39 protein-coding genes are annotated in these 19623 nt (G+C 63.6%); 21 read left to right on the top strand and 18 right to left on the bottom strand.

From position 1 onward, the window contains the following. The 17 genes from AC3WXD_RS34505 to AC3WXD_RS34425 form a co-directional block, all read right to left on the bottom strand. Positions 1–1001 (bottom strand): terminase large subunit domain-containing protein (locus tag AC3WXD_RS34505; protein WP_492325688.1); only part of this gene is annotated, 1001 nt, incomplete at its 3' end. Next, on the bottom strand, positions 1001–1456 hold the full coding sequence (locus tag AC3WXD_RS34500) for a terminase (RefSeq protein ID WP_492325687.1): 456 nt from the start codon (positions 1454–1456) through the stop codon (positions 1001–1003). The genes AC3WXD_RS34505 and AC3WXD_RS34500, both read right to left, overlap by 1 nt. Positions 1457–1745: 289 nt before the next feature. Further along, positions 1746–2042, bottom strand: coding sequence for a phage capsid protein (locus AC3WXD_RS34495; RefSeq protein ID WP_492325686.1), 297 nt, complete (start codon positions 2040–2042; stop codon positions 1746–1748). 197 nt (positions 2043–2239) lie between these two features. Next, positions 2240–2869: a hypothetical protein gene (locus tag AC3WXD_RS34490; protein WP_492325685.1), complete on the bottom strand. Its 630-nt coding sequence runs from the start codon at positions 2867–2869 to the stop codon at positions 2240–2242. After that, a complete protein-coding gene (locus tag AC3WXD_RS34485) occupies positions 2866–3318 on the bottom strand; it encodes a hypothetical protein (RefSeq protein WP_492325684.1) in 453 nt (150 codons plus the stop codon). Before AC3WXD_RS34485 ends, AC3WXD_RS34490 begins: the two co-directional genes overlap by 4 nt. Beyond that, positions 3319–3519: a hypothetical protein gene (locus AC3WXD_RS34480; RefSeq protein WP_492325683.1), complete on the bottom strand. Its 201-nt coding sequence runs from the start codon at positions 3517–3519 to the stop codon at positions 3319–3321. Further along, positions 3519–3734 (bottom strand): hypothetical protein, encoded by a 216-nt coding sequence (locus AC3WXD_RS34475; RefSeq protein ID WP_492325682.1) that lies wholly within the window; start codon positions 3732–3734, stop codon positions 3519–3521. Before AC3WXD_RS34475 ends, AC3WXD_RS34480 begins: the two co-directional genes overlap by 1 nt. A gap of 12 nt (positions 3735–3746) precedes the next feature. After that, positions 3747–4118 carry a hypothetical protein gene (locus AC3WXD_RS34470; protein WP_492325681.1) on the bottom strand — a complete coding sequence of 124 codons (372 nt, stop codon included), beginning with the start codon at positions 4116–4118 and terminating at the stop codon, positions 3747–3749. After that, positions 4108–4386: a hypothetical protein gene (locus tag AC3WXD_RS34465; protein ID WP_492325680.1), complete on the bottom strand. Its 279-nt coding sequence runs from the start codon at positions 4384–4386 to the stop codon at positions 4108–4110. Before AC3WXD_RS34465 ends, AC3WXD_RS34470 begins: the two co-directional genes overlap by 11 nt. After that, entirely contained in the window at positions 4383–4853 is a 471-nt protein-coding gene (locus AC3WXD_RS34460) for a DUF1367 family protein (RefSeq protein WP_492325679.1), read from the bottom strand. The genes AC3WXD_RS34465 and AC3WXD_RS34460 overlap by 4 nt, the downstream gene beginning before the upstream one ends. 2 nt (positions 4854–4855) lie before the next feature. After that, positions 4856–5032, bottom strand: coding sequence for a hypothetical protein (locus AC3WXD_RS34455; protein WP_492325678.1), 177 nt, complete (start codon positions 5030–5032; stop codon positions 4856–4858). 129 nt (positions 5033–5161) lie between these two features. Next, positions 5162–5818 carry a MarR family transcriptional regulator gene (locus AC3WXD_RS34450; RefSeq protein ID WP_492325677.1) on the bottom strand — a complete coding sequence of 219 codons (657 nt, stop codon included), beginning with the start codon at positions 5816–5818 and terminating at the stop codon, positions 5162–5164. Next, positions 5815–6282, bottom strand: a complete 468-nt coding sequence (locus AC3WXD_RS34445; protein WP_492325676.1) for a RusA family crossover junction endodeoxyribonuclease — start codon at positions 6280–6282, stop codon at positions 5815–5817. Before AC3WXD_RS34445 ends, AC3WXD_RS34450 begins: the two co-directional genes overlap by 4 nt. A 7-nt stretch (positions 6283–6289) precedes the next feature. Beyond that, on the bottom strand, positions 6290–7681 hold the full coding sequence (gene dnaB / locus AC3WXD_RS34440; RefSeq protein WP_492325675.1) for a replicative DNA helicase: 1392 nt from the start codon (positions 7679–7681) through the stop codon (positions 6290–6292). Continuing rightward, complete coding sequence (locus tag AC3WXD_RS34435) at positions 7678–8628, bottom strand: hypothetical protein (protein ID WP_492325674.1); 951 nt, start codon at positions 8626–8628, stop codon at positions 7678–7680. The genes dnaB and AC3WXD_RS34435 overlap by 4 nt, the downstream gene beginning before the upstream one ends. Then, a complete protein-coding gene (locus AC3WXD_RS34430) occupies positions 8625–8822 on the bottom strand; it encodes a hypothetical protein (RefSeq protein ID WP_492325673.1) in 198 nt (65 codons plus the stop codon). The genes AC3WXD_RS34435 and AC3WXD_RS34430 overlap by 4 nt, the downstream gene beginning before the upstream one ends. A gap of 35 nt (positions 8823–8857) precedes the next feature. Continuing rightward, positions 8858–9277 carry a hypothetical protein gene (locus tag AC3WXD_RS34425; protein WP_492325672.1) on the bottom strand — a complete coding sequence of 140 codons (420 nt, stop codon included), beginning with the start codon at positions 9275–9277 and terminating at the stop codon, positions 8858–8860. Positions 9278–9378: 101 nt separating this feature from the next. On the opposite strand from AC3WXD_RS34425, the gene AC3WXD_RS34420 reads away from it, so the two are divergent. Then, positions 9379–9576, top strand: coding sequence for a hypothetical protein (locus AC3WXD_RS34420; RefSeq protein WP_492325671.1), 198 nt, complete (start codon positions 9379–9381; stop codon positions 9574–9576). On the opposite strand, the gene AC3WXD_RS34415 is transcribed toward AC3WXD_RS34420, so the two are convergent. Then, complete coding sequence (locus tag AC3WXD_RS34415) at positions 9573–9824, bottom strand: transcriptional regulator (RefSeq protein ID WP_492325670.1); 252 nt, start codon at positions 9822–9824, stop codon at positions 9573–9575. The two genes, AC3WXD_RS34420 and AC3WXD_RS34415, sit on opposite strands and share 4 nt — an antisense overlap. Between AC3WXD_RS34415 and AC3WXD_RS34410 the strand changes: the two genes are divergently transcribed. The 20 genes from AC3WXD_RS34410 to AC3WXD_RS34315 form a co-directional block, all read left to right on the top strand. Then, positions 9823–10659: a S24 family peptidase gene (locus AC3WXD_RS34410; protein WP_492325669.1), complete on the top strand. Its 837-nt coding sequence runs from the start codon at positions 9823–9825 to the stop codon at positions 10657–10659. The two genes, AC3WXD_RS34415 and AC3WXD_RS34410, sit on opposite strands and share 2 nt — an antisense overlap. A 12-nt stretch (positions 10660–10671) precedes the next feature. Further along, the gene (locus tag AC3WXD_RS34405; RefSeq protein ID WP_492325668.1) at positions 10672–10941 is read left to right on the top strand and encodes a hypothetical protein; all 270 of its coding nucleotides are present in this window, start codon (positions 10672–10674) and stop codon (positions 10939–10941) included. A 26-nt stretch (positions 10942–10967) separates the two neighbouring features. Then, entirely contained in the window at positions 10968–11336 is a 369-nt protein-coding gene (locus AC3WXD_RS34400) for a hypothetical protein (protein WP_492325667.1), read from the top strand. A gap of 179 nt (positions 11337–11515) precedes the next feature. Beyond that, a complete protein-coding gene (locus tag AC3WXD_RS34395; protein ID WP_492325666.1) occupies positions 11516–11818 on the top strand; it encodes a hypothetical protein in 303 nt (100 codons plus the stop codon). Beyond that, positions 11815–11985 (top strand): hypothetical protein, encoded by a 171-nt coding sequence (locus AC3WXD_RS34390; RefSeq protein ID WP_492325616.1) that lies wholly within the window; start codon positions 11815–11817, stop codon positions 11983–11985. Before AC3WXD_RS34395 ends, AC3WXD_RS34390 begins: the two co-directional genes overlap by 4 nt. Further along, a complete protein-coding gene (locus AC3WXD_RS34385) occupies positions 11982–12164 on the top strand; it encodes a hypothetical protein (protein ID WP_492325665.1) in 183 nt (60 codons plus the stop codon). Before AC3WXD_RS34390 ends, AC3WXD_RS34385 begins: the two co-directional genes overlap by 4 nt. Then, positions 12161–12382 (top strand): hypothetical protein, encoded by a 222-nt coding sequence (locus tag AC3WXD_RS34380; protein WP_492325664.1) that lies wholly within the window; start codon positions 12161–12163, stop codon positions 12380–12382. The genes AC3WXD_RS34385 and AC3WXD_RS34380 overlap by 4 nt, the downstream gene beginning before the upstream one ends. Before the next feature lie 32 nt (positions 12383–12414). Next, complete coding sequence (locus tag AC3WXD_RS34375) at positions 12415–12756, top strand: hypothetical protein (RefSeq protein WP_492325663.1); 342 nt, start codon at positions 12415–12417, stop codon at positions 12754–12756. Between the two features lie 100 nt (positions 12757–12856). Next, the gene (locus AC3WXD_RS34370) at positions 12857–12997 is read left to right on the top strand and encodes a hypothetical protein (RefSeq protein ID WP_492325662.1); all 141 of its coding nucleotides are present in this window, start codon (positions 12857–12859) and stop codon (positions 12995–12997) included. 24 nt (positions 12998–13021) lie between these two features. Beyond that, positions 13022–13312: a KTSC domain-containing protein gene (locus AC3WXD_RS34365; protein ID WP_492325661.1), complete on the top strand. Its 291-nt coding sequence runs from the start codon at positions 13022–13024 to the stop codon at positions 13310–13312. 28 nt (positions 13313–13340) lie between these two features. Further along, on the top strand, positions 13341–14186 hold the full coding sequence (locus AC3WXD_RS34360; protein ID WP_492325660.1) for an ERF family protein: 846 nt from the start codon (positions 13341–13343) through the stop codon (positions 14184–14186). A 32-nt stretch (positions 14187–14218) separates the two neighbouring features. Then, positions 14219–15898 carry a YqaJ viral recombinase family protein gene (locus AC3WXD_RS34355; protein WP_492325659.1) on the top strand — a complete coding sequence of 560 codons (1680 nt, stop codon included), beginning with the start codon at positions 14219–14221 and terminating at the stop codon, positions 15896–15898. A gap of 57 nt (positions 15899–15955) precedes the next feature. After that, on the top strand, positions 15956–16459 hold the full coding sequence (locus AC3WXD_RS34350) for a hypothetical protein (protein ID WP_492325658.1): 504 nt from the start codon (positions 15956–15958) through the stop codon (positions 16457–16459). A 48-nt stretch (positions 16460–16507) separates the two neighbouring features. Continuing rightward, entirely contained in the window at positions 16508–16867 is a 360-nt protein-coding gene (locus AC3WXD_RS34345) for a DUF1566 domain-containing protein (protein ID WP_492325657.1), read from the top strand. A gap of 38 nt (positions 16868–16905) precedes the next feature. After that, the gene (locus AC3WXD_RS34340) at positions 16906–17373 is read left to right on the top strand and encodes a DUF1566 domain-containing protein (protein WP_492325656.1); all 468 of its coding nucleotides are present in this window, start codon (positions 16906–16908) and stop codon (positions 17371–17373) included. Between the two features lie 14 nt (positions 17374–17387). After that, positions 17388–17546, top strand: a complete 159-nt coding sequence (locus AC3WXD_RS34335) for a hypothetical protein (RefSeq protein ID WP_492325655.1) — start codon at positions 17388–17390, stop codon at positions 17544–17546. After that, positions 17543–17986: a hypothetical protein gene (locus AC3WXD_RS34330; RefSeq protein WP_492325654.1), complete on the top strand. Its 444-nt coding sequence runs from the start codon at positions 17543–17545 to the stop codon at positions 17984–17986. Before AC3WXD_RS34335 ends, AC3WXD_RS34330 begins: the two co-directional genes overlap by 4 nt. Beyond that, entirely contained in the window at positions 17983–18294 is a 312-nt protein-coding gene (locus AC3WXD_RS34325; RefSeq protein ID WP_492325653.1) for a hypothetical protein, read from the top strand. Before AC3WXD_RS34330 ends, AC3WXD_RS34325 begins: the two co-directional genes overlap by 4 nt. 1 nt (position 18295) lies before the next feature. Next, a complete protein-coding gene (locus AC3WXD_RS34320) occupies positions 18296–19033 on the top strand; it encodes a hypothetical protein (protein WP_492325652.1) in 738 nt (245 codons plus the stop codon). Continuing rightward, positions 19030–19623, top strand: a 594-nt coding sequence (locus AC3WXD_RS34315; RefSeq protein WP_492325651.1) for a DNA cytosine methyltransferase, incomplete at its 3' end; no start/stop codon positions are given. The genes AC3WXD_RS34320 and AC3WXD_RS34315, both read left to right, overlap by 4 nt.

Here is a 19623-nt window from a genome sequence, read left to right as displayed (position 1 = left end):
TGGAACCCGGCGCCCTTCAGGATCGACAGGTCCGACTCGCTGGCGCTCTTGCTGCTCGTGTTCTTGCCGCTGGCGTCGGGGTAGATCACCACTGGGTGGCCCTTGTCCTTGAACCGCTCCTTCAGCATCTGCGCCATGGCCGGCGTGTCGCGCACGTCGGTCAGCTCGGCCACCGCGCGCGGCATGCCGTCGCGCACGACGTAGATCACCGCGGCCATCTTGAGCACGTTGAAGTCCATGCCCACGTGCAGCGGCTCGCCCTCGCGCATCGCGTCGTCGGTGTGGTTCAGCCGACGGTCGAAAGCAGCGTAGACGCTGCCGGAGGTCAGGTTGACGAACTGCCCTCGCAGGTATGCCGAGATCAGCTGCGGCGGGTAGCTGACCCGCAGCGAGTCGATGTAGCCCGGCGGCAGGTTCTTGGCGTTCTGGTAGGTGCTCGCCTGCACCATGCCGTACAGGCCGGCCAGTTCCGGCTTCTCTCGGACCATCTTGACGAACTGCTCGTAGACGAACTTGAAGCCCTCGGGCGTCGTCGTGACATCGATGCCGTTTAGCAAGCCCGGCGCGACCTGGCGCATCCGCGCGATGATCTTGCGCCACGCCGTCTGCGCCTCGGTCTTGCGCATCACGTCGAGCTCGTCGACCAGCGCCTTGCCTATCTTGAAGCCCACGATCTTGACCGGATCATCCATCGATCGGCAGATGATCGTCGTGCGGTACTGGCGTCCGCTGTAGATGTGCACCTCGCGGTTGGAGGTGTTCACCTTCGCATGCAGGCCCCAGTCCTCGGCCACCTCCTCGATGGTCGGATAGAAGATGTCGCGGATCTGACCGTAGGTCGGCGCGAAGTAGCCCGCATTGATGCGTGGGAATTCCCAGGCATGCTGGCACAGGCCAGAGCAGCCCACCCAGGTCTTGCCCGACCCGAAGCCGGCGACGAACGCCTTGAACTTGTGCGGCAGCGCTAGGAACTGGGCTTGGGGTGTGTTCAGGGATGGCATCAGGCCTCGGCATCAGGCTCGGGGCGGCTGGCATCCTTCACCTCGACCACCACGCGGACCGGCTGCGGCGCCTCGTCAACGTCCTTGGGATCGGGGTCGCGTCGCCACAGGCCAGGCTGCCGGTTCCGCAGCCAGACCTCGCCAGCACGCACGTCCGGCGGGTAGATCTTCTCGACCTTCACCTTCCGGACCTTCCCGCCAACCACCAGGATCTGGACATCAGGATGGCGGAAGCCACGCGCGCGCTCGTACATCCCGGCGGCCACTTCGGCGTCGGCCAACACCTTCCCGCGCGTAAGTGACTGACAAAACTCGGGGAAATCGACCTTCCACCGGTTGATCGTCCGCTCCGTCACCTCGAAGAATTTCGCCAGATCCTTGTCCGTCCAGCCCATCAGGCAGAGCTTTCGGGCCTGCTCGGCGAACTCAGGTTTGTAGGCAGATGGCCGTGCCATAGCGCGGTCCTATGAAATGTGGGTGCCTCCGCCCGTCGCCAAAAGGAACCCGCGTCCCGGCGGGGAGGAGATGGCTTACGCTTCGTCGGAGGCTGCCGGTGTTTTTCCCCACCGCCGGCCGGGGGTGGCCTCGACTGTCATCGAGAACGAGAAAGGAGAAAGCCAGCCAGGGTTACCCGGGGCGGGCGAATCCACCGATGGGTGGATGAGACAGCGGAATGTTTCCCAATGGGGATGGTTCCCAATGGACACGAAATGGTGTGAGCGGTGCGCTGGTGGCTCCGCCAGACTAAATGTCGGCTATGCTCGACTTCTGCTCTTCTTCCAGCCCATCCTGGTCCAAGCCCAGAACGCCAACTAGGTGGCCTCCGGGGATGATCCGGTTGGCCTCGATCTCGACTGCGAGCACGTCGCGCGCCCAGGACATCGCCTTCGCCACATGCTGTCGGCACGAGGCAGGCTCCGCGAAATCGAAGCCGTCTACCGTGATGCGGGCGCCGTCGCTACCATACTCGATGGTCACGCGCCCATACCGCTCAAGGTCGCTGTAGTCGATCTCCGTTGCCTTGAGGATCATCTTGGCCATGAGCGCATTCCTTGGGTGAGGGGACCCAACATGCTCTCGCCCAGACGCCCCACCAGAGGTAGAGCGCAAGGGGTGCGAACATGGCGGGCTCCAATGCAAAAGCCCCGCGCGGAACAATCCGGACGGGGCTTGGCTGAGTCTGGGTGCAAAATACACCGCCTGTCTCAAAAACGCAAGGGATTTTTCGCCGCAATCCCTTATGCGGCAAGGCGATCCGGCTGATCGCATGCTGTACGGTCCGGAACCAGGCCATGGGCCACAAAACTCGGCTCCAGCCGGGCCAGCGCCAGCGCTTCCAGTGCCCGGAAATTCCGCTCCATCCACTTCGCGGCGCGGAAGACGGCATTCCGGTCCACCTTCCGCTTCTCGGCAATGCCGCGGATCGTATGGTCCTCGCGCTGCTGGCGCGGCAGGTAGTGCCGGATCACCAGGTCGAGCAGCAACGCGGTCGCCGTCAGGCCCGACGCGCGGCGCGCATACAGCGCCAGCCGCTTGCAGCCGGCCAGCTTCTCGGGCCCGTGGGCGTAGCGCGCGAGCACTGCTGCATATTCGGGGCTCGGCAGCCGGGTCTTCGCTGCATCCGTGATCATCGCGTACTGCGCGCGGAACTCGTCCATGGTCAGCCGATCCGGATCATAGGTGCCGCCGCCGGGCCCGCGCAGCTCGACCAGCCAGCGCTCTTGCGCCGCCGTCGGCTCGTCGATCGCCTCCAGCAACTGGATCAGCATGTTGCGGAACGGAGCCTTCTGCCGCGGCGGCATGGACAGCACCAGGTACGACACGTGCAGCGCGTGCGAGACGTCTGCGAAGAGCGGTTTGTCGGTCATGCCGCCTCCCGCATAGTGCAGTCCTGCGCCGGCACAATGAACTCTACCCAGTACACTCGCTGCCCAAGTTCATCGACCCAAGGCCCGGCAAGGCCGGTCCCGCCCGGCGCTACGTCCCAAAAGACTTCGAAGCTGCCGCGTCCAATAACGCAGTGCGCGACATTTGGAATGTTCGCACTCTGCCCGACCAAGATGTACGGTGCGTCACCAAACCATTCGACCGCCGCATCCGCGTGCTGCGCGAGCATGCAGAACTTCACCAAGTTGTAGCCGCGCTCCTTCAGCCACGCGCGCGCCCATTTCTCGGCATGAACCTGATCCCCGCCGTGTCCGAAATTCGGCACCTCGCTGGGATGCATATCCAGCAAGCACGCAATGGCGGTACGCCAGCAATCGCCCCATGCGCCATTCGCCGGATCGTGCGAAATCAGTTGCTTGTGTGGTGTCATCTACTTCTCCCCATCATCAAAATGCTGGCAGCGCTTGCCGTGCTCGCGCCGCTTTCCGCTCGGCAGCAGCTTCGTGCATACCGTGTGCGTGGTGCCCATCAGCCGGGCGGTCTTCTCGTAGACGCAGCCGCGGCAGGATCGGCTTTCCTTCTGCTCGTAGACCTCGGCCGGGTCGCGGTAGCAGTAGCTCGGCAACGCCATCAGCAATCCTCGGCGCGCGGAACCTTCACGCTCGCGTGCCGCCAGGCGTCGCGGTCGTATGGGCCCGGCGTGCTCTCCCCATCCTGGTCGACATAGCCCCGCAGGTCTTCGTCGTCGAGATCTTCCTCGCCCAGCCGGCCGATGGCCTCGAGGCTCACCGCGATGACCAGCGCGAGGAACGTGGCCAGCAGGCCGAAGATGATGATGGTTTGCATGGTGGTCTCCTTTCAGTTGCGGCTGATTGGCGTCATCTCGCCGCAGTGGCGGCACTTCGTGCGCAGGCGCTCGCGGAGCCGCGCGACCTCTTGCTGGTACTGCTCGTGGTATCGGTGCCAGCGCGTCTCCATGTTCGCGAGCTGGATCAGCGCCCACATGGGGTTCAGCTTCTCGTGGCAGACCGTGCATTCGACCTCCATGAGCTTCTCGTCGATCTCGAACCCGTGGTCGTGGCGGCAGCCCGGCTTGTACAGGACCTGCTTCAGGTACGGGCCCTCGTCGGCCTCCGGCTTCTTCTTGCCGGGAAACGAGAGCACCACAGCCTTGTCTTCTTCGGCGAGATCGATCGTGATGCCGATGCCGGCGCCTTCGTCATGCGACATGGAGCACTCCCGCTTCGATCAACTGCTGCATGGTCTTCACGAACGCCCGATTCCAGAAGTCGCGGCGCTCGTCGCGCGTCATGGTCTTGCCGCTGTCGAGCTCGTGGTGGCAGCCCGAGCACAGCGCCGCGCACAGGGCGTCGCTGGTCTTCATGCCCATCCCCTTGCCTTCGTTGCGGTGCGCGGCTTGCGTGTCTCCGTGGCGGCCGCAGTGGACGCATGCAAGAGATGCCACCGCGCGGCGCAGCTTTTCGGAGCGGTAGGTCATGCGAACTCCATCACTCGTTCAACCCATTCGTTGAGCCGCTGCTCATCCATGCCGCGGCCGGCCAGCACCTTGTTCAGGATCACGGTGATCGTGGACTGGTACAGCTTCTCGAACGTCTCTTCGTTCATCTCGCCCCATGCGATCGAATCTGCCTCGAGCCGCATCTCGCCGCGCACGTTGAACACGGCATGGTGGTAGCCGGCGAGGATGGTGATGTCCTTGCGGAAGCGGTCGAAGTTCGGCAGCACCTTCTGCCCGCGGTACTCACCCTCGGGTGTCACCTCGGTCCAGAGTTCGTACCCGACGTGCACCAGCGCGAACCATTTGCGGAAGAAGCGCTCGTTGCGCATCTGCGTGATCTTCGACTTCACGGTCACGCCGATCTTCAGCTTGCGCAGCTTCTCCGCCTCGGCATCGTTGGCCGGCACCAGAAAGCCGTTCGGGGCCTTTCGCAGCAGCACGTCCATGGTCAGGCCTCCGGGCGCGCGATGCACACGATGCGCAGGGGCTGCCCCTTCTCCGCGAAGGCCGCCGCGTTGGCTTTGATGAAGGCGAGCACGGTCGGCCAGATGCCCGGGCTCTTCAGGGTGAACTCGCGGTAGAGCGAGCTCATGCCGGCCTCGCAATCCGCACGCAGCGGGTCCAAGGGCAATTGCGCGCCGTGTGGTCGGCGCTCCCGCAATTCGCGCACCTCATTTCTGCCCCCACGCCCAGAGGACCATGCCGCCCATGATCACGATCACCAGGGCAACCCACGCCATCATCAGGTCATCCATCACGCCACCTCCATGTCGTCTTCAGGAACTGCCATCCGGTGCTGCAGGGCCGGCAATGCGATCTCCGCAGCACGGATGCCCCACACCTCCAGCAGCGCGGAAAACGCGCCGCGAGGCCCGCGCGAGCGACGGCCGGCCATCGGGTTCATGGTCTGCACCTGGGGCTGGTAGGCCTGCATGGCCACCCGGTCCGGGCATGACCAGACCATCGCGGCGTTGCCGCGCCCGTTCGGCCGCAGGAGTTCGCCGGTGATCAGCCCGCGGCGCTCCATCGTCTTCAGCGCATCGCTCACGCCCTGCCGCGAATAGCCTGACCGCTCGGCGAACGTCGTGGCGACGACCTTCTCGCCGCACAGGAAGGCAGCACGCAGGGCATAACCCAACGGCTCCGTGGGCGCAGAGCGCGAAAGGCGCTCCACCGGCTTCCACTGCCGCATCTCCTCGATGCTGATGCAGACCAGCACGGCGCCGTTCCGCGTGCCCCTGGGTTCCTCTTCTCGCAGCATTCCTGCGAAGTGCGCCCTGATGGCGTGGTGAATTGCCATCGTTGAGACGCCGATGCGCCTGGCGAACTCGGGCGGCGCGATCTTCTCGCCGCGGAGGAACGCCGCGTGCAATTGGTGCGCGACAGTGGATTTCGATTCGGCGCACATCATGCGGCCTCCCCGAACAACCCAGCCTGCGGAGATTCCGTCAGCAGCGGCGTGATCGTCACGACCAGGCGGGCCTCGCCGTCTGGCTCCGCGCGCTCGGCGAGGATCCGGCGGACCTGCCAGCCATCGTCCTGGATCACCACGCCCTTCAGCGCGTCGAGCAAGACCTTCTGAGCGTTGTCCAGGTCGATGCAGAGCACGCTGTCGTCCCAGTTCAACGGGTCCTTGGCTACGCGCTTCTGCCAGTCCTGCGGGCGCTTCGGGTAGAGCGTGTAGGCGATGGCCACGCGGCAGGCCAGCGGCTGCCGCACGCCGGCGGCCTTCGCGCGCCAGCCGACCTCGGCCTTGTAGGCCCTCGCCTCATCGCTCGGCGCGGTGACAGGCGCCTTGAAGCCCTTCGGCATGTAGGTGCGCCAGTAACGGTTCGCGCTCACGGGGTATGGCAGCGTCAGGATGATCTTGGTCATGTGGTCCTCACAGTTCCGCGGCGATGCCGCGCTTGCGCACGGCCGGGCCCGCCGACAGCATCGGCAGCGGCCCGGTCCACTCGTCGAATTTGGTCACCGCGCCGCGGTAGAGCAGCGGCACATCGCTGAGCGCCCCGTTCCGGTTCTTCCGGATCAACACCTCGGCGTAGCCTTTCAACGCCTCGTTGCCGGGGTCGTACATCTCGGGCCGATGCACGAACATCACGAGGTCGGCGTCCTGCTCGATATCGCCCGAGTCGCGCAGGTCGGAGAGGATGGGCTTCTTGTCGGGGCGGTCCTCGTTCTTGCGGCTGAGCTGCGCCAGCGCCACGACCGGGATGTTCAACTCCTTGGCCAGTGCCTTCAGCCCGCGCGAGTAGGCGCCGATCTGCTGCGTGCGCATCTTTTCCTCGCCACCGGACATCAGGCCAAGGTAATCGACGATCAGGACGTCCAGCCCGTGCTTGCGTTGGTGCGCCTTAGCCTTCGTGCGCACCTCCAGCAGCGACATCGCCGGGCTGTCATCGATGGCGAAGCGCATGTTGCCGATGTTCTGCACGGCGTAGGTCATGCGCGGCCAGTCGGAGTCGTCCATGCGGCCGCTGAGCAGCGCGGACAGGCTGATGCCGCCGCGGTTGGCCACCGCGCGCGCGATGATTTCCTGATCGGACATCTCCATGGAGTCGAGCAGCACGCTAAGCCCGCCGTCGGCGATGTTCAGTCCGATGTCGGTGGTCAGCGCGGTCTTCCCCATCGACGGGCGGCCGGCAACGATGATGAGGTTGCCGCCGTGGAAGCCACCGTTCAACGCGATGTCGAGCGAGGCAATGCCGGTCGAGATCCCGGGCTGAATGCGGCTGTGGTAGCGCTCGTCCACCTTCTCGACGAACTCGACCATCAGGTCCGCCAGCATCTTTGGGCCGCGGCTCACACCGACCTGCGCGAGCTGCGACAGCAGTCCCTGCGCGCGATCGACGATCTCGGCGCCCTTCATCGCGCTCGGCGTTTCGACCAGTTCGAGCACCTTCCGCGCCGCGGCGGCCGTCTCGCGCAACATCGCCCGGTCGCGCACGATCTCGGCGTAGCGCGCGATGTTCGCCGCGCTGGGCGTGCGCTGCGCCATGGCCGTCAGGTACGGCAGCCCGCCAGCACGCTCGGCGCGGCCCTCCGACTGCAGCCGCTCGAACACGGTCACGACGTCGGCCGGCCGGTTGGCGACGACGAGCTGCAGGATGGCCACGAAGATGGCGCGATGGTCTTCGCGGTAGAAGTGCGCCGCGTCGAGCCCGTTAATGCGGTCCACCGCATTGTTGTCGAGCAGCAGGCCGCCGAGCACAGCCTGTTCGGCTTCGACGCTGAACAGCGCGCGCGCCTGGGGAAGATCGTCGGGTGCGTTCATGCTGCGGCCGCCTCGTTGTGATACCGCTCCTCGCGGATCTTGGTGAAGTTCTCGGACTTGACGATCCAGTCGAGGCTGGCAACGAAGGGCTTGCGGCCTTCAGCGGTGCGCGCGCGACCGGTGAGGAATTTGGATTCGGACACGTAGCCAAAAAATGCGCGCCAGTAGTCGAGGTTCTGGCGCTTCGGGTCTTCGTTCCATCTCGCGCGCAGGGCCTGTGCTCGCGCCGGCGTCCACTCACGGATGCTCGGACACATCGGCAACAGCTCGTGGTAAAGCGCGATGATTTCCTGATGCGGGCATTCAGGACGGGCAGGTTTTGGATTGCCTCCGTCGAGGGAGAAGTCGGCAGCGTCGTCGCTGTCGACGAGTAACCCGTTAGGGTTACTTTCTTTTTCCTGCTCCTGCTCCTGTTCCTGTTCCTGATTAGCGCATGTCTTACGGCTAGGCATGTCGGAAGGCTTTGCGGAAGGCTTACAGAAAGCCTTATCGAAAGCCTTGGCGAAACCCTCTCCGAGCGCGTAAATACTGGCTTTGAGGGCTTCGTAGGCTTCCCGCTTGAGGTCGCATTCGGGGATCAGATCCCACTCTCCGCCCCATGACAGCACCACATTGGGAGACTCGGGGCGGTTGCAGTTGATCGCGTTCGGAATCCACACCACCTTGGCCTTCCAATCAGCTTTGGCCATGCCTTGCCGAAAGACTTCCCCGAAGGCTTCCTCGAAGGCTTCGACACCCCAATCCAATTCCTCCGCCATTGCGGCGCGGCCAGCCCGAAATAGGCCCGGGATGGGCCCAGTATGTGGCCCGGTCAGCAGGAATACCCAAAGGCCCTGCCCGCAGGGCTGAATCTGCGTGAGATGCCTGAATTTTTCGTCGCCCCACATGCGCACCTCGATCTTGCGGTATCGGTTCTTCTGTGCGGTCTTCTGGACTTCCTTGCTCATGCCACGCCCCTCGCCGCTGCCAGGTACTCAGCGACCGCGCGCTTGAGCTCTCCGCACAGGTGCATGCGCACGGCAGGCGTCTCAGCTACCGTCATGCGGTGGCAGAGTTCATCGATGTGGGCACGATGCCCGGCGGCCGACGGCATCGGGCCGACGGCGGCCACCTGCTTGCTTCGTCTCTGAAGCGATCCCATGTACTGCTCCTGTTACCCGTTCCCTCGCTGCCCTCTCAAGCCGCCTTCTTCCGCAGCTTTTCGCGCAGCGCCGCGGCGCGTTGTTCGTGCTCGAGCAGCTCGCGCAGGTCGTCGTTCATCAGCAGTTCGCGCTGGAAGTCGATCCACTGCGTGAGCAGCGTGTGCCCGACCAGGCATTCAAAGCGGGCGATGGAGGTAATAGGCAGATGCCAGACCTTGCCAGCGCTGTCCTTCCCGTTTTTGATCTTCGAGAACTGCGAGGGCGACAAGCCCAGGTAGCCCGCGTAGGTCTTCTCCATGAACTTGAAGCGTGAGAGCTCGATCGCTCTACGGATCAAGTCCGCCTCGCCGGCAATCCCGGCAACAACCTCGGCGGCAATGCGTTTCGGCTTCTCCATCAGGCACATCAAAGGCAGCTCGATCTGAGCGTCATCAGTTGACAGTCGCGTGGACACTTGAATCTCCGTTTAAATGAAGGCGCCATCACAGCGCCCGGTGCATCCCCCGATCGACTAACCTGAAGAACCCGCCCCGACTGCCATGAGCGAGATCAGAAATGCCGAACGTCCCAAAAATCGAAATCCGTCACTGCGCCAACTGCGGCAACCAGACGGACATTGCTGCCGACGCAAAGACCTGCCGGCTGTGCGGCGGCCCGATCATCCTGGGCGACCCATGGGTGACCGCGTTCAAGAAAGACTTGCGCGGCGTGAAGGCCATGGTTCAGGTCGCCAAGGAAAAACCCGAGGACTAGGCCGCCAGTTCCGGCCAGATTTCTGCCCAGTTGTTCGGGCAGACCATCCGACGAGTGACGCGCCCGTCCGTGATTCGCTCGAGCTTCCCCGCGATCACCGGCTTCTTGTCATCCGGGATGCCGTTCTTCACCCAGTTGGAAACGTTCTGCTGGGAGACGCCGAGCAGCGCGGCCAGCTTGGTTTGCGAGCCGACGATGGAGATGGCGATGTCGAGCGGGCCGGCGACTTCATTGAGGGCTTCGGTCATGGCGCATAAGGTCATTCATTACAAACGTATTTGTAGCACTCTACAAACCTTTTTGCAAGGCAAGGCTACAAAATGCTTTGTTATGAACACGTACGCCGAGCGGCTCGCCTGGGCAATGAAATGCGCCGGGCTCGACCCCCATACAGACCAGAGCGAATTGGCCCGCCAGGTGGGCCATGGATGCAAGCCACAGAACATCCAGCACCTGCTGGACCCGAACAAAAACGCGCGCTCCAGCAAGTACACGGTGCGCCTCGCGGAGGTACTCAAGTGCGATGTGAACTGGCTGGCTTATGGCGGTGCCCATAAGCCGAAGATGCCCCATGCCCTACTAGAGAAGGGTGTCAAAGAGCCATCGGCACCGGCTTACAATGACCTTTCAAGGGCACCGCCAGCCACCCCGCTGACCTATCCGGCCGACACTTCCAAGTTCAGACGGATCTACGTCGTCGGCCGCGCGACCGGGGGGCTGCCCGATCGCATTTGGACGGACGGGGACTATCCAGTGGGAGCAACAGACCAGTACGCAGAGATGGCGAGCCCCGACCCGCAGGCGTTTCTCACGCCGGTGGTGGGGACGTCGATGGTGCCCCGCTTCAACCCTGGCGAGTTCGCCCTGGTCGAGCCAGGAACAGAGCCGGAGATCGAAGACGACGTGCTTGTGCGCCTGGAATCCGGCGAGACGATCATCAAGCGCCTTCTCTCTCGTCGTCAGGGCGTCCGCTTGGGCAGCTACAACGATCCGGAGATTCTGACCTACGACATAGACCAGATCACCTGGATGTACTACGTTGCGCACCCTGTGCCGGCGCGCAAGATCAAAACGCGCCTGTAATCGGGACCTGCCATGGAAATCGCATTCGTCTATATCGCGCTGGCAATCGCCTGCGCTTTTCTGGCGGCCCGCCGCGGGCGATCAGGGATTGGCTGGTTTTTCATTTGTCTGTTCCTCTCGCCGCTGATCGGCTTCATCTTCGTCTTGGTCCTCCCGGATAAAGCTGCGCTGGCCAGCCAGCCCAATCCGAACACCCACGTGAAATGCCCCGACTGCCGTGAACTCGTGCTCCGGGATGCTCGAAAATGCAAGCACTGCGGTGCGACCCTAGTTCCCCAGTAGCAGCGACAACGGAAGGAGATCGAGCCATGCTGAAATGGGCTGTCATCACAGGGATGAGCCTGCTCGCGCTGCAGGGTTGCGCAACGAAAAACTACGGGCGACAGGGTGCGCTGACCGACTTCGAGAAGCAGACGATGACATGCCGAGAGATCGATCTCGACAAGGCAAGAGTCATGGGGTTCACCCAACACATCGACAAGGAAAGCGCGTTCGACGGTCGCGATGTCCTGGCCTTCCTCGGGGACTTTGGCATCGGCAATGCCGTCGAGAAGGACGCTGCAGTCGAAAGCGCGAAGCAGCGCTACTACCAGCTGGAGATCGTCGCCTATGAAAAAGGGTGCACTACTGCCAAGCCCGCCCCTCTGCCAGTTCCATTGAGGTACGGCGCTTCGTAAGCGCCACCTTCCCCACCCCACCAAGCCCGCCCTCTACCGGCGGGCTTTTTTTCGTCCGCGCCACCCCCACTCATTGAATGCCTAGTACCAGACATTCTTAGTCTACGTATTTTTTTGTAGATTTCCCTTGCGTGTCTACAAACGTATTTGTAGAATGATTTCCATCGACGCACCGCTGGGTGCCCACCAACCCGATGGAGATCACCATGACGCCCGCCGAGATTCTGAGATACCTCTCGCCGCAAGAGCAGGCGGAAGCGCTGGGCAAGTTCCTCCAGATCGAGGACTTCGACTACTCCCGGATGACGCGCGACGAGCACGACATCGTCCAGCTCAGCCACTACACCGACCTGCACGACGAGCTCGTGGCCAAGGCGCGCGAGAACCAGCTGCGCGAGCGTGAGCAGACCCTGCCGGCGCACGCCCACTTCGCTGCCCTGCCGAACCATCTGGCCTTCGACGGCACTGCGAGGGTGGCATGAACATCAGCCAGCGGACCCTTGATCAGGTTCTCGCCGTCCTCAGGCTTGCCGAAAGCCTCTCGGTCGAGGCAACGGCCGCCGAAATCGGCAGCCTGGGTGGCCGCGCGTTCAGCGCGATGGTGAATCTGGAATGCGAAATGCGCTCCGCAGCAGAGGTAACAGCATGACGACCGACCAAGCCGTGTCGCGCCAAGCCGCGCACGAGAATCTGACCCGCATCCTGACCACTGCGTTGCAGCAGATCGAACGCTTGTCGCGCACGGCAGATCGTGACCTGGTCGATGTCCCGGCAATGCTGGGCGACATCGCCCGCAGCGCCCTCGTCCACGCCAGGGAGCAAGCATGAGCGCCAACAACACCGCCGCCCGCAGCTACGGCACGGCCAACGAGATTGCATTCCTCGACAGCCTGGGCAAGAACCCGGCGCGTGCCGCACTGCTGCGCAACTACATCGCCGCCGCCGACAGCCGGGCCGTCTGGAACGAGATCGACAAGACCGCGGTGCTGCTCTACGCGCCGCAGCTGCTGGATGAGATCGAAGCCGGCCAACGCATCGCTGCCTGACATACCTCGCTTCCGACTACCAGGAGACTGCCATGACCACGAAGACCATCGAAATCAAGGGCTGGATCTACGCCAGCGCCAGCGAATACTCCGACAAGCTGTCCTACGAGTTCAGCGTGAACGACTTTGAGAAATGGGCAAGGAATGAGCTGGGCGGCAACTGGGCGCGCTATCGAAAGATCATGCCGCACACGATCACTGTCGAGGTCCCGAGCGACATCGACCCGCGCTCGCTGATGCTTGCTGCGCTGGAGCGCGAGCGCGAGAACGTACGTGCCGAGCTCGGGCGCCGTATCGCGGAAATCAACGACAAGATCAGCAAGGTGACGGCCATCGAGTTCACCCCTACCGAGTCGGCTGAGGTGCCCTTCTGATGGATCGCGCCAAAGTCGACCGCAACAACCGCTGGCTCGCCGCCGCCTTCTGGCTCGCCGTCGGCTACGCGGTGGTCATCGCTGCGCAGGAGCTGCTGGCATGACCTACGACCCACGCTCAAACGCACTGCTGGCCGTCGCGAAGTGCTCGCGCGCCCGGCAGTGGGCCGGCGCCATCAGCTACGGCCTGGCCATCGGCACCCTGCTTTACCTCACCGTCGCGATCCGCGCCGGCTTCTGAACCGCCTCACCACCTGGAGATTTCATGGACACCCAAGCCACCCCCGTCGCCATCGACATGCAGGAAGTTGAAAGCAGCCAGATCCACAGCATCGGCCATGACGCCGAGACGAACACGCTGGCCATCCGCTTCCGCGACCGCCGCACGAACCTGCCGACGTCGCTCTACCACTACAGCAACTTCACCGCCGACGACTTCGCCGCGTTCGAGCAGGCCGAGTCGAAGGGCAGCCACCACGGCAAGCACATCAAGCCGTACGACAAAAAGTACCCGTACGTGAAGGTCGAAGCCGCGCCCGCTCCGGCCGCCGACTGAACCCCGCATCGCCAGGAGAGACACCGTCATGTCCACCGCTGTCGAAGACGTCATCGACGTCGACACCGCCCCGACTACGCCGCGCGCTGCGGCGCTTCCGGCCCAACGTCAGACCGGCGCGCTGGCCACCACCGGGCCGGTCACGCCAGACACCCTGCTGCTGATCGCGGTAGAGAAAGGCGCCGACCTGGACTACATCAGCAAGCTGCTGGATCTGCGTGAGCGTGGGCTGGCGATGGAAGCACGCAAGGCTTATGTCAAGGCCATGGCGGGGTTCAAGAGCGAGCCGATCACGATCCGCCGCAGCAAGGATGTCGGCTACCGGACGAAGGATGGCGATCTCGTTGGCTATTCGCACGCGGAGCTTTCCGACGTCACTGACGCTGTCGGACCGCCCATGGCCAAGCATGGCCTGAGCTTCGCCTGGAACATCCTGCAGGACAACGGCCTGATCACCGTGGAATGCATCGTCACTCACGAGTTGGGCCACTCGGAAAAGGTGGTCATGTCCGGGCCACCGGACAACTCGGGCAAGAAGAACGTCATCCAGCAGACCGCCTCGACTATCACCTATCTACAACGGTACACGCTGCTGGCCGTGACCGGCATGTCCACCAAGGGCATGGACGACGACGGCGACGGTGGCTCCAATGAGGCACCGCGTGAAACCCCACAACGGCAGCAGCAGCGGCAAGCCAACACCGAGAGCTACCCGCAGGAGCGCTTCGACGCCAACAAAGCCGCCTGGCGCGAGCTCGTCGTATCGAAGAAGAAGACCGTCGCGCAGATGGTCACCTTCATCGAGTCCAAGGGTGCTCTGTTGACCGACGCCCAGAAGAACACCATCGACTCGTGGGCCCACGAGAACGACTGATCACCGTCACCCTGAACCCATTGGAGCAATTGATGAACACCGTGAATCTCGTGCAAGGCTCTCCGGAATGGATGGCCCACCGCGCGAACTTCTTCAACGCAAGCGATGCTCCGGCCATGATGGGCGTGTCGCCTTACAAGACCCGCTCTGACCTGCTGAAGGAGATGGCGACCGGCATCCGCCCCGAGGTGTCGGATGCCCAGCAAGAGCTCTTCAACGAAGGCCATCGCTGCGAGGCGCTATACCGCGAGATTGCCGAACAGATCGTGGGAGAGGAGCTGTTTCCGGTGGTCGGCACCGAGGGCAAGTTGTCGGCCTCATTCGATGGCCTGACGATGTCCGAAGACGTCGCCTACGAGCACAAGCTCCTGAATGCTGAACTGCGCACCGCGTTCGATGATATCGACACCGTCGCGCCAGAATACCGCGAAACCCAAGCCGGCCGCCTGCTGCCGATGGCCTACCAAGTGCAAATGGAGCAGCAGTGCATGATCGGCGGTTGCGGCCGCGTGCTCTTCGCTGCTTCCCGCTGGTCGCGCAATGGCGAGCTGGAGGAAGAGCGCCACTGCTGGTATTACCCCAATGCCGAATTGGCTGCCAAGATCGAAGCTGGCTGGGAGCAGTTCGAGAAGGATCTGGCTGCCTATGAGCCGCCGGTCGCCGAGGCCAAGCCCATCGGCCGGACACCGGAGACGCTGCCGGCGCTTCGCCTCGAAGTGACAGGTGCCGTGACGGCCAGCAATCTTTCCGAGTTCAGGGAACATGCCCTTGCGGTCTTCGCGGGCATCAACCGCGATCTGACCACCGACCAGGAGTTCGCTGACGCCGAGAAGACCGTGAAGTGGTGCAGCGAAGTCGAGAGCCGACTCGCCGCGGCGAAAGAGCATGCCCTGAGCCAGACCGCCAGCATCGATCAGCTCTTCAAGACCATCGACGACATCAGCGCCGAGGCGCGCCGCGTGCGCCTGGACCTGGACAAGCTGGTGACGCGCCGCAAGGTGGAGATCAAGGAAAGCATCGTCGTCGGCGCGCGCGATGCCTACGTGGCCCATATCAATGCCCTGAAGGCTGAGACCGGTGGCGCATGGACCGACCTGGGCATGCCCGATTTCGCGGGCGCGGCCAAAGGCAAGCGCTCGGTCGCGAGCATTCAGGACGCCGCTGACACGCTGCTCGCCAATTCGAAGATCACGGCCGACGCCGCCGCGAAGCGCATCCGCGCAAACATCGCCTACTTCGACGAGGCGATCAAGGGTCACGAAGCGCTATTCGCTGATCGGCTCGGACTGGTCGTGAAGCAGATCGATGACCTGCGCCTGGTGGTCGATACGAGAATCTCCAAGCACAAGGCCGACGAACAGGCGAAGGAAGAGGCGACGCGCGAGCGCATCCGCCGCGAGGAACAGGCGAAGGCCGAGCGCGACGCCGCCGCCAAGGTGGCTGCCGAGAAGGCAGAGCAGGAGGCGGCTGCTCGCGCCGCGCAGGCAGTTGCGGCACCGACACCTTCCCCCGCACCGGCGTCCGTGCGCACCGCGCCGCCCGCACAGCGTCAGCCCGCACCTGTCACGCAGCTCACTCCGCGCCAGCACCCGCCACGCCCCACCGACGCCGACATCATCGCCGCGCTGGTCAGCCACTTCGAGGCTACCGAGGACGAGGTGATCGGCTGGCTCTGCGAACTCGACTTCTCCACGCTCGGACACGCCGCCTAGCCCACCCTTGTCCGGAGCCGACCCCGGCCCTTTCTATTCCACCACCGGAGCCCAGCAATGCTCGAACTCGATAACCAGTTGGTCAAGATCCTGCACATCAACACGCGCACCGAGAAGCATGGTGAAGACAGCGTACTCGGCGTCGACCTGAAGCTGCAGGCGCGCGTCTCGAACGACCTGCTGTCCCTGTTCTCGGAGACGCTCAAGTCTTCGTTCTACCACAAGGACGAAGCCGTCCAGGGGGACCTGGTGACCGATGCCGGCTACCTGCCGAACCTGAAGAACCCGGCGCTGGGCACCGTGAAGTGGGACGGCGACTGGGAGCACCAGGTGCTGAGCATTCTCAGCAAGGTGCGCAAGGAAGACGACATCGTGCTCGACGATGCACGAGTGAACCGGCTCTCCTTCGACTTTCAAGAAGGCGGCACCGTCTTCATCAACTTCCGCGTGCAGATCCATCCGGACGAGAAGACCCTGGCTCGGATCTGCCAGCTCCTCGGCCAGGAGGTCCACATGAGCCTGTCGTACGACGAGCCCGGGGAATTCCAGGAAGCCGCCTGACCAGATCAACCACCTTTCGCAGTGCCCCTCAACCCAATGGGAGAACCCATGCAGCAAATCCAAATCCCACCGCTCGCCGAAGGCCAAACCTATCTGCACGGCCGCATCGACAAGAACGGCGACATCGAGCACACCGTGATCATCGCAGTGACCGACGCACGGCTGCCGCGTGACCAGCAGCGTGAATGGGCGAAGAGTATCGGTGGCGTCCTTTTCACCCGAGTCGATGCACTGATCATCTACAACGAGCACCGCGAACTCGTGAAGCCCGAAGCGTACTGGACCGACGACGACGTCGAGTGGGACCCCGCCTTCGCCTGGTACCAGTTCTTCCTCAACGGCCTCCAGGACGACGGCCGCAAGAGCGCCGCGCTTCGCGCGGTCGCCGTCAGCAGATTCAAAAATTGATTCATTCACCCATTCGATCCATCACCCGGAGATCTTCTATGTCGAGTGTCACGCTGGAACGCATCAAGTCCGAGCACGCGCGCGTCGGCGCGCTGATCGAGCAGTACGAAAAGCAATCGGGCACCACCGAATATGTCATCGAGCGCGCGGTAATTCCGCTGTCTCCCGGCGCCCGCGTTGCGGGTCCGATCTTCAAGGAAGACGGCACGCTCGACTACTACCTGATCCTGCACGCCGGCGAGAGCGAGGAGGTGCCGCACGACGAGGCAAAGGCATATGCCGCCAGTCGCGGACTCAAGTTGCCGAACCGCCGCGAGGGGCGTCTTCTGCAGGCGGCCTTCCCCGAGGAATGCGCCAAGGGAAGCATCTGGCTCGAAGAAGACCACGAAGACGACCCCGCCTACGCCTGGTGCCAGTACTTCCACAACGGCAACCAGTACTACTACCACAAGAGCGCCGCGCTTCGCGCGGTCGCCGTCAGCAGATTCATTCCTTCAGTAATTTAATCATCTGACACGCCATGGCTCTCCATACCGAGCTCACCGTCTACAAGACCGGCTACGACCTTTTCTGCAGGGTGACAAAGATCGTCGTCAACATGGAGCGCACGTTCAAGCATCTGATCGGCGAGGAAATCGTGCGCGAGTCTTCCAAGTTGGTCGACGGGAGCTTCGCATGAATCCGAATGGGAACATCAAGCATGGCCATCACGGATCTCTGACCTATCGGCGATGGAAAGCCATGAGGCAGCGCACATCACCGGATGGCCAGGATATGCACCATGCCAAGCACTATAAGAACGTGGTGTGCTGCGAGCTGTGGAAAAGCTTCGAAGCATTCTTGGCTGATATGGGCGAATGCCCCGCAGGCTACACGCTGGACCGTTTCCCGATCGCCAACGGCAATTACGAGCCGGGTAATTGCCGTTGGGCCACGATGGCCGAACAGAACGCCAATCGGTCGAGTTGCATCCTAATCACGCGCAACGGTCTGACCAAGACTGCCACCGAATGGGCGCGGACGCTAGGCCTGAATCCATCCACGGTCATCGAGCGTCTGCGGCGCGGCTGGAGCCATGAGCGCGCGCTGACGGTTGGGGATCTTCGGGTGAAGCCGTGAGCAACATCTCCATCCGCCAGGCTGATCGGATGAACCACGACATCGCCGACCTCGCGCGCGACTCTGACGACCTGAAGCGAAAGAACGCCGAGCTGCGCCGGCAGTTGGCGGAGACGCTGTCCCTGCTCGACGTGGCGCGCGAGGCCGGAATTGCCCAGGCTGCCCGCCTGCAGCAGTTCGAGCGCTTGCTCGACGCGCTGCATGACGGCGCGAAGGACCGGTCATCGCAACCGCTGGCGCGCTGGGTGAAGTACGGGCCGGCCGCCGAGCTGCTGGCTGGCCTCATGAAGACACGAGAGGAATCTTGAGATGAGCGAAGAACAGAAACAAGCCGCCTCGTCGGCGCATGGGCTGGCGGATGAGCAGATCGACGCGGTGTGGCATGCGTTGCCCGGCATCAAGATCCACAACGAGGCGAGCGCCAAGGGGATAGATACGCAGGTAGCCCTGCGCCGTGCATTCGCCCGCGCCATCCTGGCCGCAGAGCAGCCCAACACCACCTTCCAAGATCGCGTCCAGCCATGGATGCTCGCCTGCTTCGGCGCCGAGATCGCAGCCGATACCGAAGAGCGCAATCACCGCTTCCTCGAAGAAGCCCTCGAACTGGTGCAGGCCTGCGGCGCGACAGCGAGCGAAGCGCACCAGCTCGTCGACTATGTGTACAACCGGCCCGTGGGTGACAAGTACCAAGAGGTCGGCGGCGTGATGGTGACCCTTGCCGCGCTGTGCCTCGCCCAAGGCTTGGACATGCACGCGGCCGGCGAGACCGAGCTCGCGCGCATCTGGACCAAAGTCGAGCAGATCCGGGCCAAGCAAGCCACCAAGCCGAAGCACTCGCCGCTGCCGCAGCACGTCGCAGAGCAGCCCAGCGAGGACAAGCGCTATGCGGAGCGGTATCGGTGGCTGCGAGAGCGCAACTGGAACGAATCGGCGCTCTTCGTAGTGCAGGGCCATCACTCCCTGGTCCGGCTGGGCACGGACTGCCCCAGTGGCGAGCGCCTGGACGCCGCCATCGACGCCGCAATCGCCAAAGGAGCCTCCGCATGATCCGCCGAGAGTACAAGACGTTCGGTTTCTGCTGCGGCCTCGGCGGTGGCGCCAAGGGCTTCAAGAAGGCCGCCTCACAGGTGGGCAACTTGATTGCCACCTGGAAGTGCATCGGCGGCATTGACGTGGACCCGGCCGCCGCGCGCGACTTCCAGCAACTGGTGGGCGTGCCGTGCACGGTGATGGACCTGTTCACGCGCGAACAGTACACCGCGTTCCATGGCAAGGAGCCGCCGGCGGGCTGGCGCGAGGCCACGGCCGCCGACATCCGGCGCGCCGCCGGCAACGAGCGGCCGAACTGTGTGTTCATCTCGTCGCCGTGCAAGGGCGCCTCCGGCCTGCTGTCCGAGGCGCTGAGCCGCACGCCGAAGTACCAGGCGCTCAACGAGCTGACGCTACGCTGCGTGTGGCTGATGTGCGAGGCTTGGAAGGATGACCCGGTCGAGTTGATCGTGTTCGAAAACGTGCCGCGGCTCGCCACGCGCGGGCGCCACCTGCTGGACCAGATCGCACAGATCCTGCGCCACTATGGCTATGCGGTGAACGAGACGACCCACGACTGCGGGGAGATCGGCAAGTTGGCGCAAAGC

It is taken from the genome of Cupriavidus sp. FW216-B1 (assembly GCF_058789195.1).
This window is presented reverse-complemented; position numbering and strand designations above follow the sequence as displayed.

Bases quoted from the DNA above. Each gene is read 5' to 3' on its own strand.
- AC3WXD_RS34370 (WP_492325662.1), top strand. From the start codon at position 12,857: ATGACCTACGACCCACGCTCAAACGCACTGCTGGCCGTCGCGAAGTGC.
- AC3WXD_RS34485 (WP_492325684.1), bottom strand. From the start codon at position 3,318: ATGACACCACACAAGCAACTGATTTCGCACGATCCGGCGAATGGCGCA.
- AC3WXD_RS34475 (WP_492325682.1), bottom strand. From the start codon at position 3,734: ATGCAAACCATCATCATCTTCGGCCTGCTGGCCACGTTCCTCGCGCTG.
- AC3WXD_RS34500 (WP_492325687.1), bottom strand. From the start codon at position 1,456: ATGGCACGGCCATCTGCCTACAAACCTGAGTTCGCCGAGCAGGCCCGA.
- AC3WXD_RS34460 (WP_492325679.1), bottom strand. From the start codon at position 4,853: ATGGACGTGCTGCTGCGAAAGGCCCCGAACGGCTTTCTGGTGCCGGCC.
- AC3WXD_RS34450 (WP_492325677.1), bottom strand. From the start codon at position 5,818: ATGATGTGCGCCGAATCGAAATCCACTGTCGCGCACCAATTGCACGCG.
- AC3WXD_RS34350 (WP_492325658.1), top strand. From the start codon at position 15,956: ATGCTCGAACTCGATAACCAGTTGGTCAAGATCCTGCACATCAACACG.
- AC3WXD_RS34345 (WP_492325657.1), top strand. From the start codon at position 16,508: ATGCAGCAAATCCAAATCCCACCGCTCGCCGAAGGCCAAACCTATCTG.
- AC3WXD_RS34320 (WP_492325652.1), top strand. From the start codon at position 18,296: ATGAGCGAAGAACAGAAACAAGCCGCCTCGTCGGCGCATGGGCTGGCG.
- AC3WXD_RS34385 (WP_492325665.1), top strand. From the start codon at position 11,982: ATGACGACCGACCAAGCCGTGTCGCGCCAAGCCGCGCACGAGAATCTG.
- AC3WXD_RS34435 (WP_492325674.1), bottom strand. From the start codon at position 8,628: ATGAGCAAGGAAGTCCAGAAGACCGCACAGAAGAACCGATACCGCAAG.
- AC3WXD_RS34490 (WP_492325685.1), bottom strand. From the start codon at position 2,869: ATGACCGACAAACCGCTCTTCGCAGACGTCTCGCACGCGCTGCACGTG.
- AC3WXD_RS34415 (WP_492325670.1), bottom strand. From the start codon at position 9,824: ATGACCGAAGCCCTCAATGAAGTCGCCGGCCCGCTCGACATCGCCATC.
- AC3WXD_RS34400 (WP_492325667.1), top strand. From the start codon at position 10,968: ATGCTGAAATGGGCTGTCATCACAGGGATGAGCCTGCTCGCGCTGCAG.
- AC3WXD_RS34420 (WP_492325671.1), top strand. From the start codon at position 9,379: ATGCCGAACGTCCCAAAAATCGAAATCCGTCACTGCGCCAACTGCGGC.
- AC3WXD_RS34380 (WP_492325664.1), top strand. From the start codon at position 12,161: ATGAGCGCCAACAACACCGCCGCCCGCAGCTACGGCACGGCCAACGAG.
- AC3WXD_RS34330 (WP_492325654.1), top strand. From the start codon at position 17,543: ATGAATCCGAATGGGAACATCAAGCATGGCCATCACGGATCTCTGACC.
- AC3WXD_RS34340 (WP_492325656.1), top strand. From the start codon at position 16,906: ATGTCGAGTGTCACGCTGGAACGCATCAAGTCCGAGCACGCGCGCGTC.
- AC3WXD_RS34495 (WP_492325686.1), bottom strand. From the start codon at position 2,042: ATGGCCAAGATGATCCTCAAGGCAACGGAGATCGACTACAGCGACCTT.
- AC3WXD_RS34355 (WP_492325659.1), top strand. From the start codon at position 14,219: ATGAACACCGTGAATCTCGTGCAAGGCTCTCCGGAATGGATGGCCCAC.
- AC3WXD_RS34410 (WP_492325669.1), top strand. From the start codon at position 9,823: ATGGCGCATAAGGTCATTCATTACAAACGTATTTGTAGCACTCTACAA.
- dnaB (WP_492325675.1), bottom strand. From the start codon at position 7,681: ATGAACGCACCCGACGATCTTCCCCAGGCGCGCGCGCTGTTCAGCGTC.
- AC3WXD_RS34390 (WP_492325616.1), top strand. From the start codon at position 11,815: ATGAACATCAGCCAGCGGACCCTTGATCAGGTTCTCGCCGTCCTCAGG.
- AC3WXD_RS34405 (WP_492325668.1), top strand. From the start codon at position 10,672: ATGGAAATCGCATTCGTCTATATCGCGCTGGCAATCGCCTGCGCTTTT.
- AC3WXD_RS34335 (WP_492325655.1), top strand. From the start codon at position 17,388: ATGGCTCTCCATACCGAGCTCACCGTCTACAAGACCGGCTACGACCTT.
- AC3WXD_RS34430 (WP_492325673.1), bottom strand. From the start codon at position 8,822: ATGGGATCGCTTCAGAGACGAAGCAAGCAGGTGGCCGCCGTCGGCCCG.
- AC3WXD_RS34445 (WP_492325676.1), bottom strand. From the start codon at position 6,282: ATGACCAAGATCATCCTGACGCTGCCATACCCCGTGAGCGCGAACCGT.
- AC3WXD_RS34360 (WP_492325660.1), top strand. From the start codon at position 13,341: ATGTCCACCGCTGTCGAAGACGTCATCGACGTCGACACCGCCCCGACT.
- AC3WXD_RS34480 (WP_492325683.1), bottom strand. From the start codon at position 3,519: ATGGCGTTGCCGAGCTACTGCTACCGCGACCCGGCCGAGGTCTACGAG.
- AC3WXD_RS34470 (WP_492325681.1), bottom strand. From the start codon at position 4,118: ATGTCGCATGACGAAGGCGCCGGCATCGGCATCACGATCGATCTCGCC.
- AC3WXD_RS34465 (WP_492325680.1), bottom strand. From the start codon at position 4,386: ATGACCTACCGCTCCGAAAAGCTGCGCCGCGCGGTGGCATCTCTTGCA.
- AC3WXD_RS34365 (WP_492325661.1), top strand. From the start codon at position 13,022: ATGGACACCCAAGCCACCCCCGTCGCCATCGACATGCAGGAAGTTGAA.
- AC3WXD_RS34375 (WP_492325663.1), top strand. From the start codon at position 12,415: ATGACCACGAAGACCATCGAAATCAAGGGCTGGATCTACGCCAGCGCC.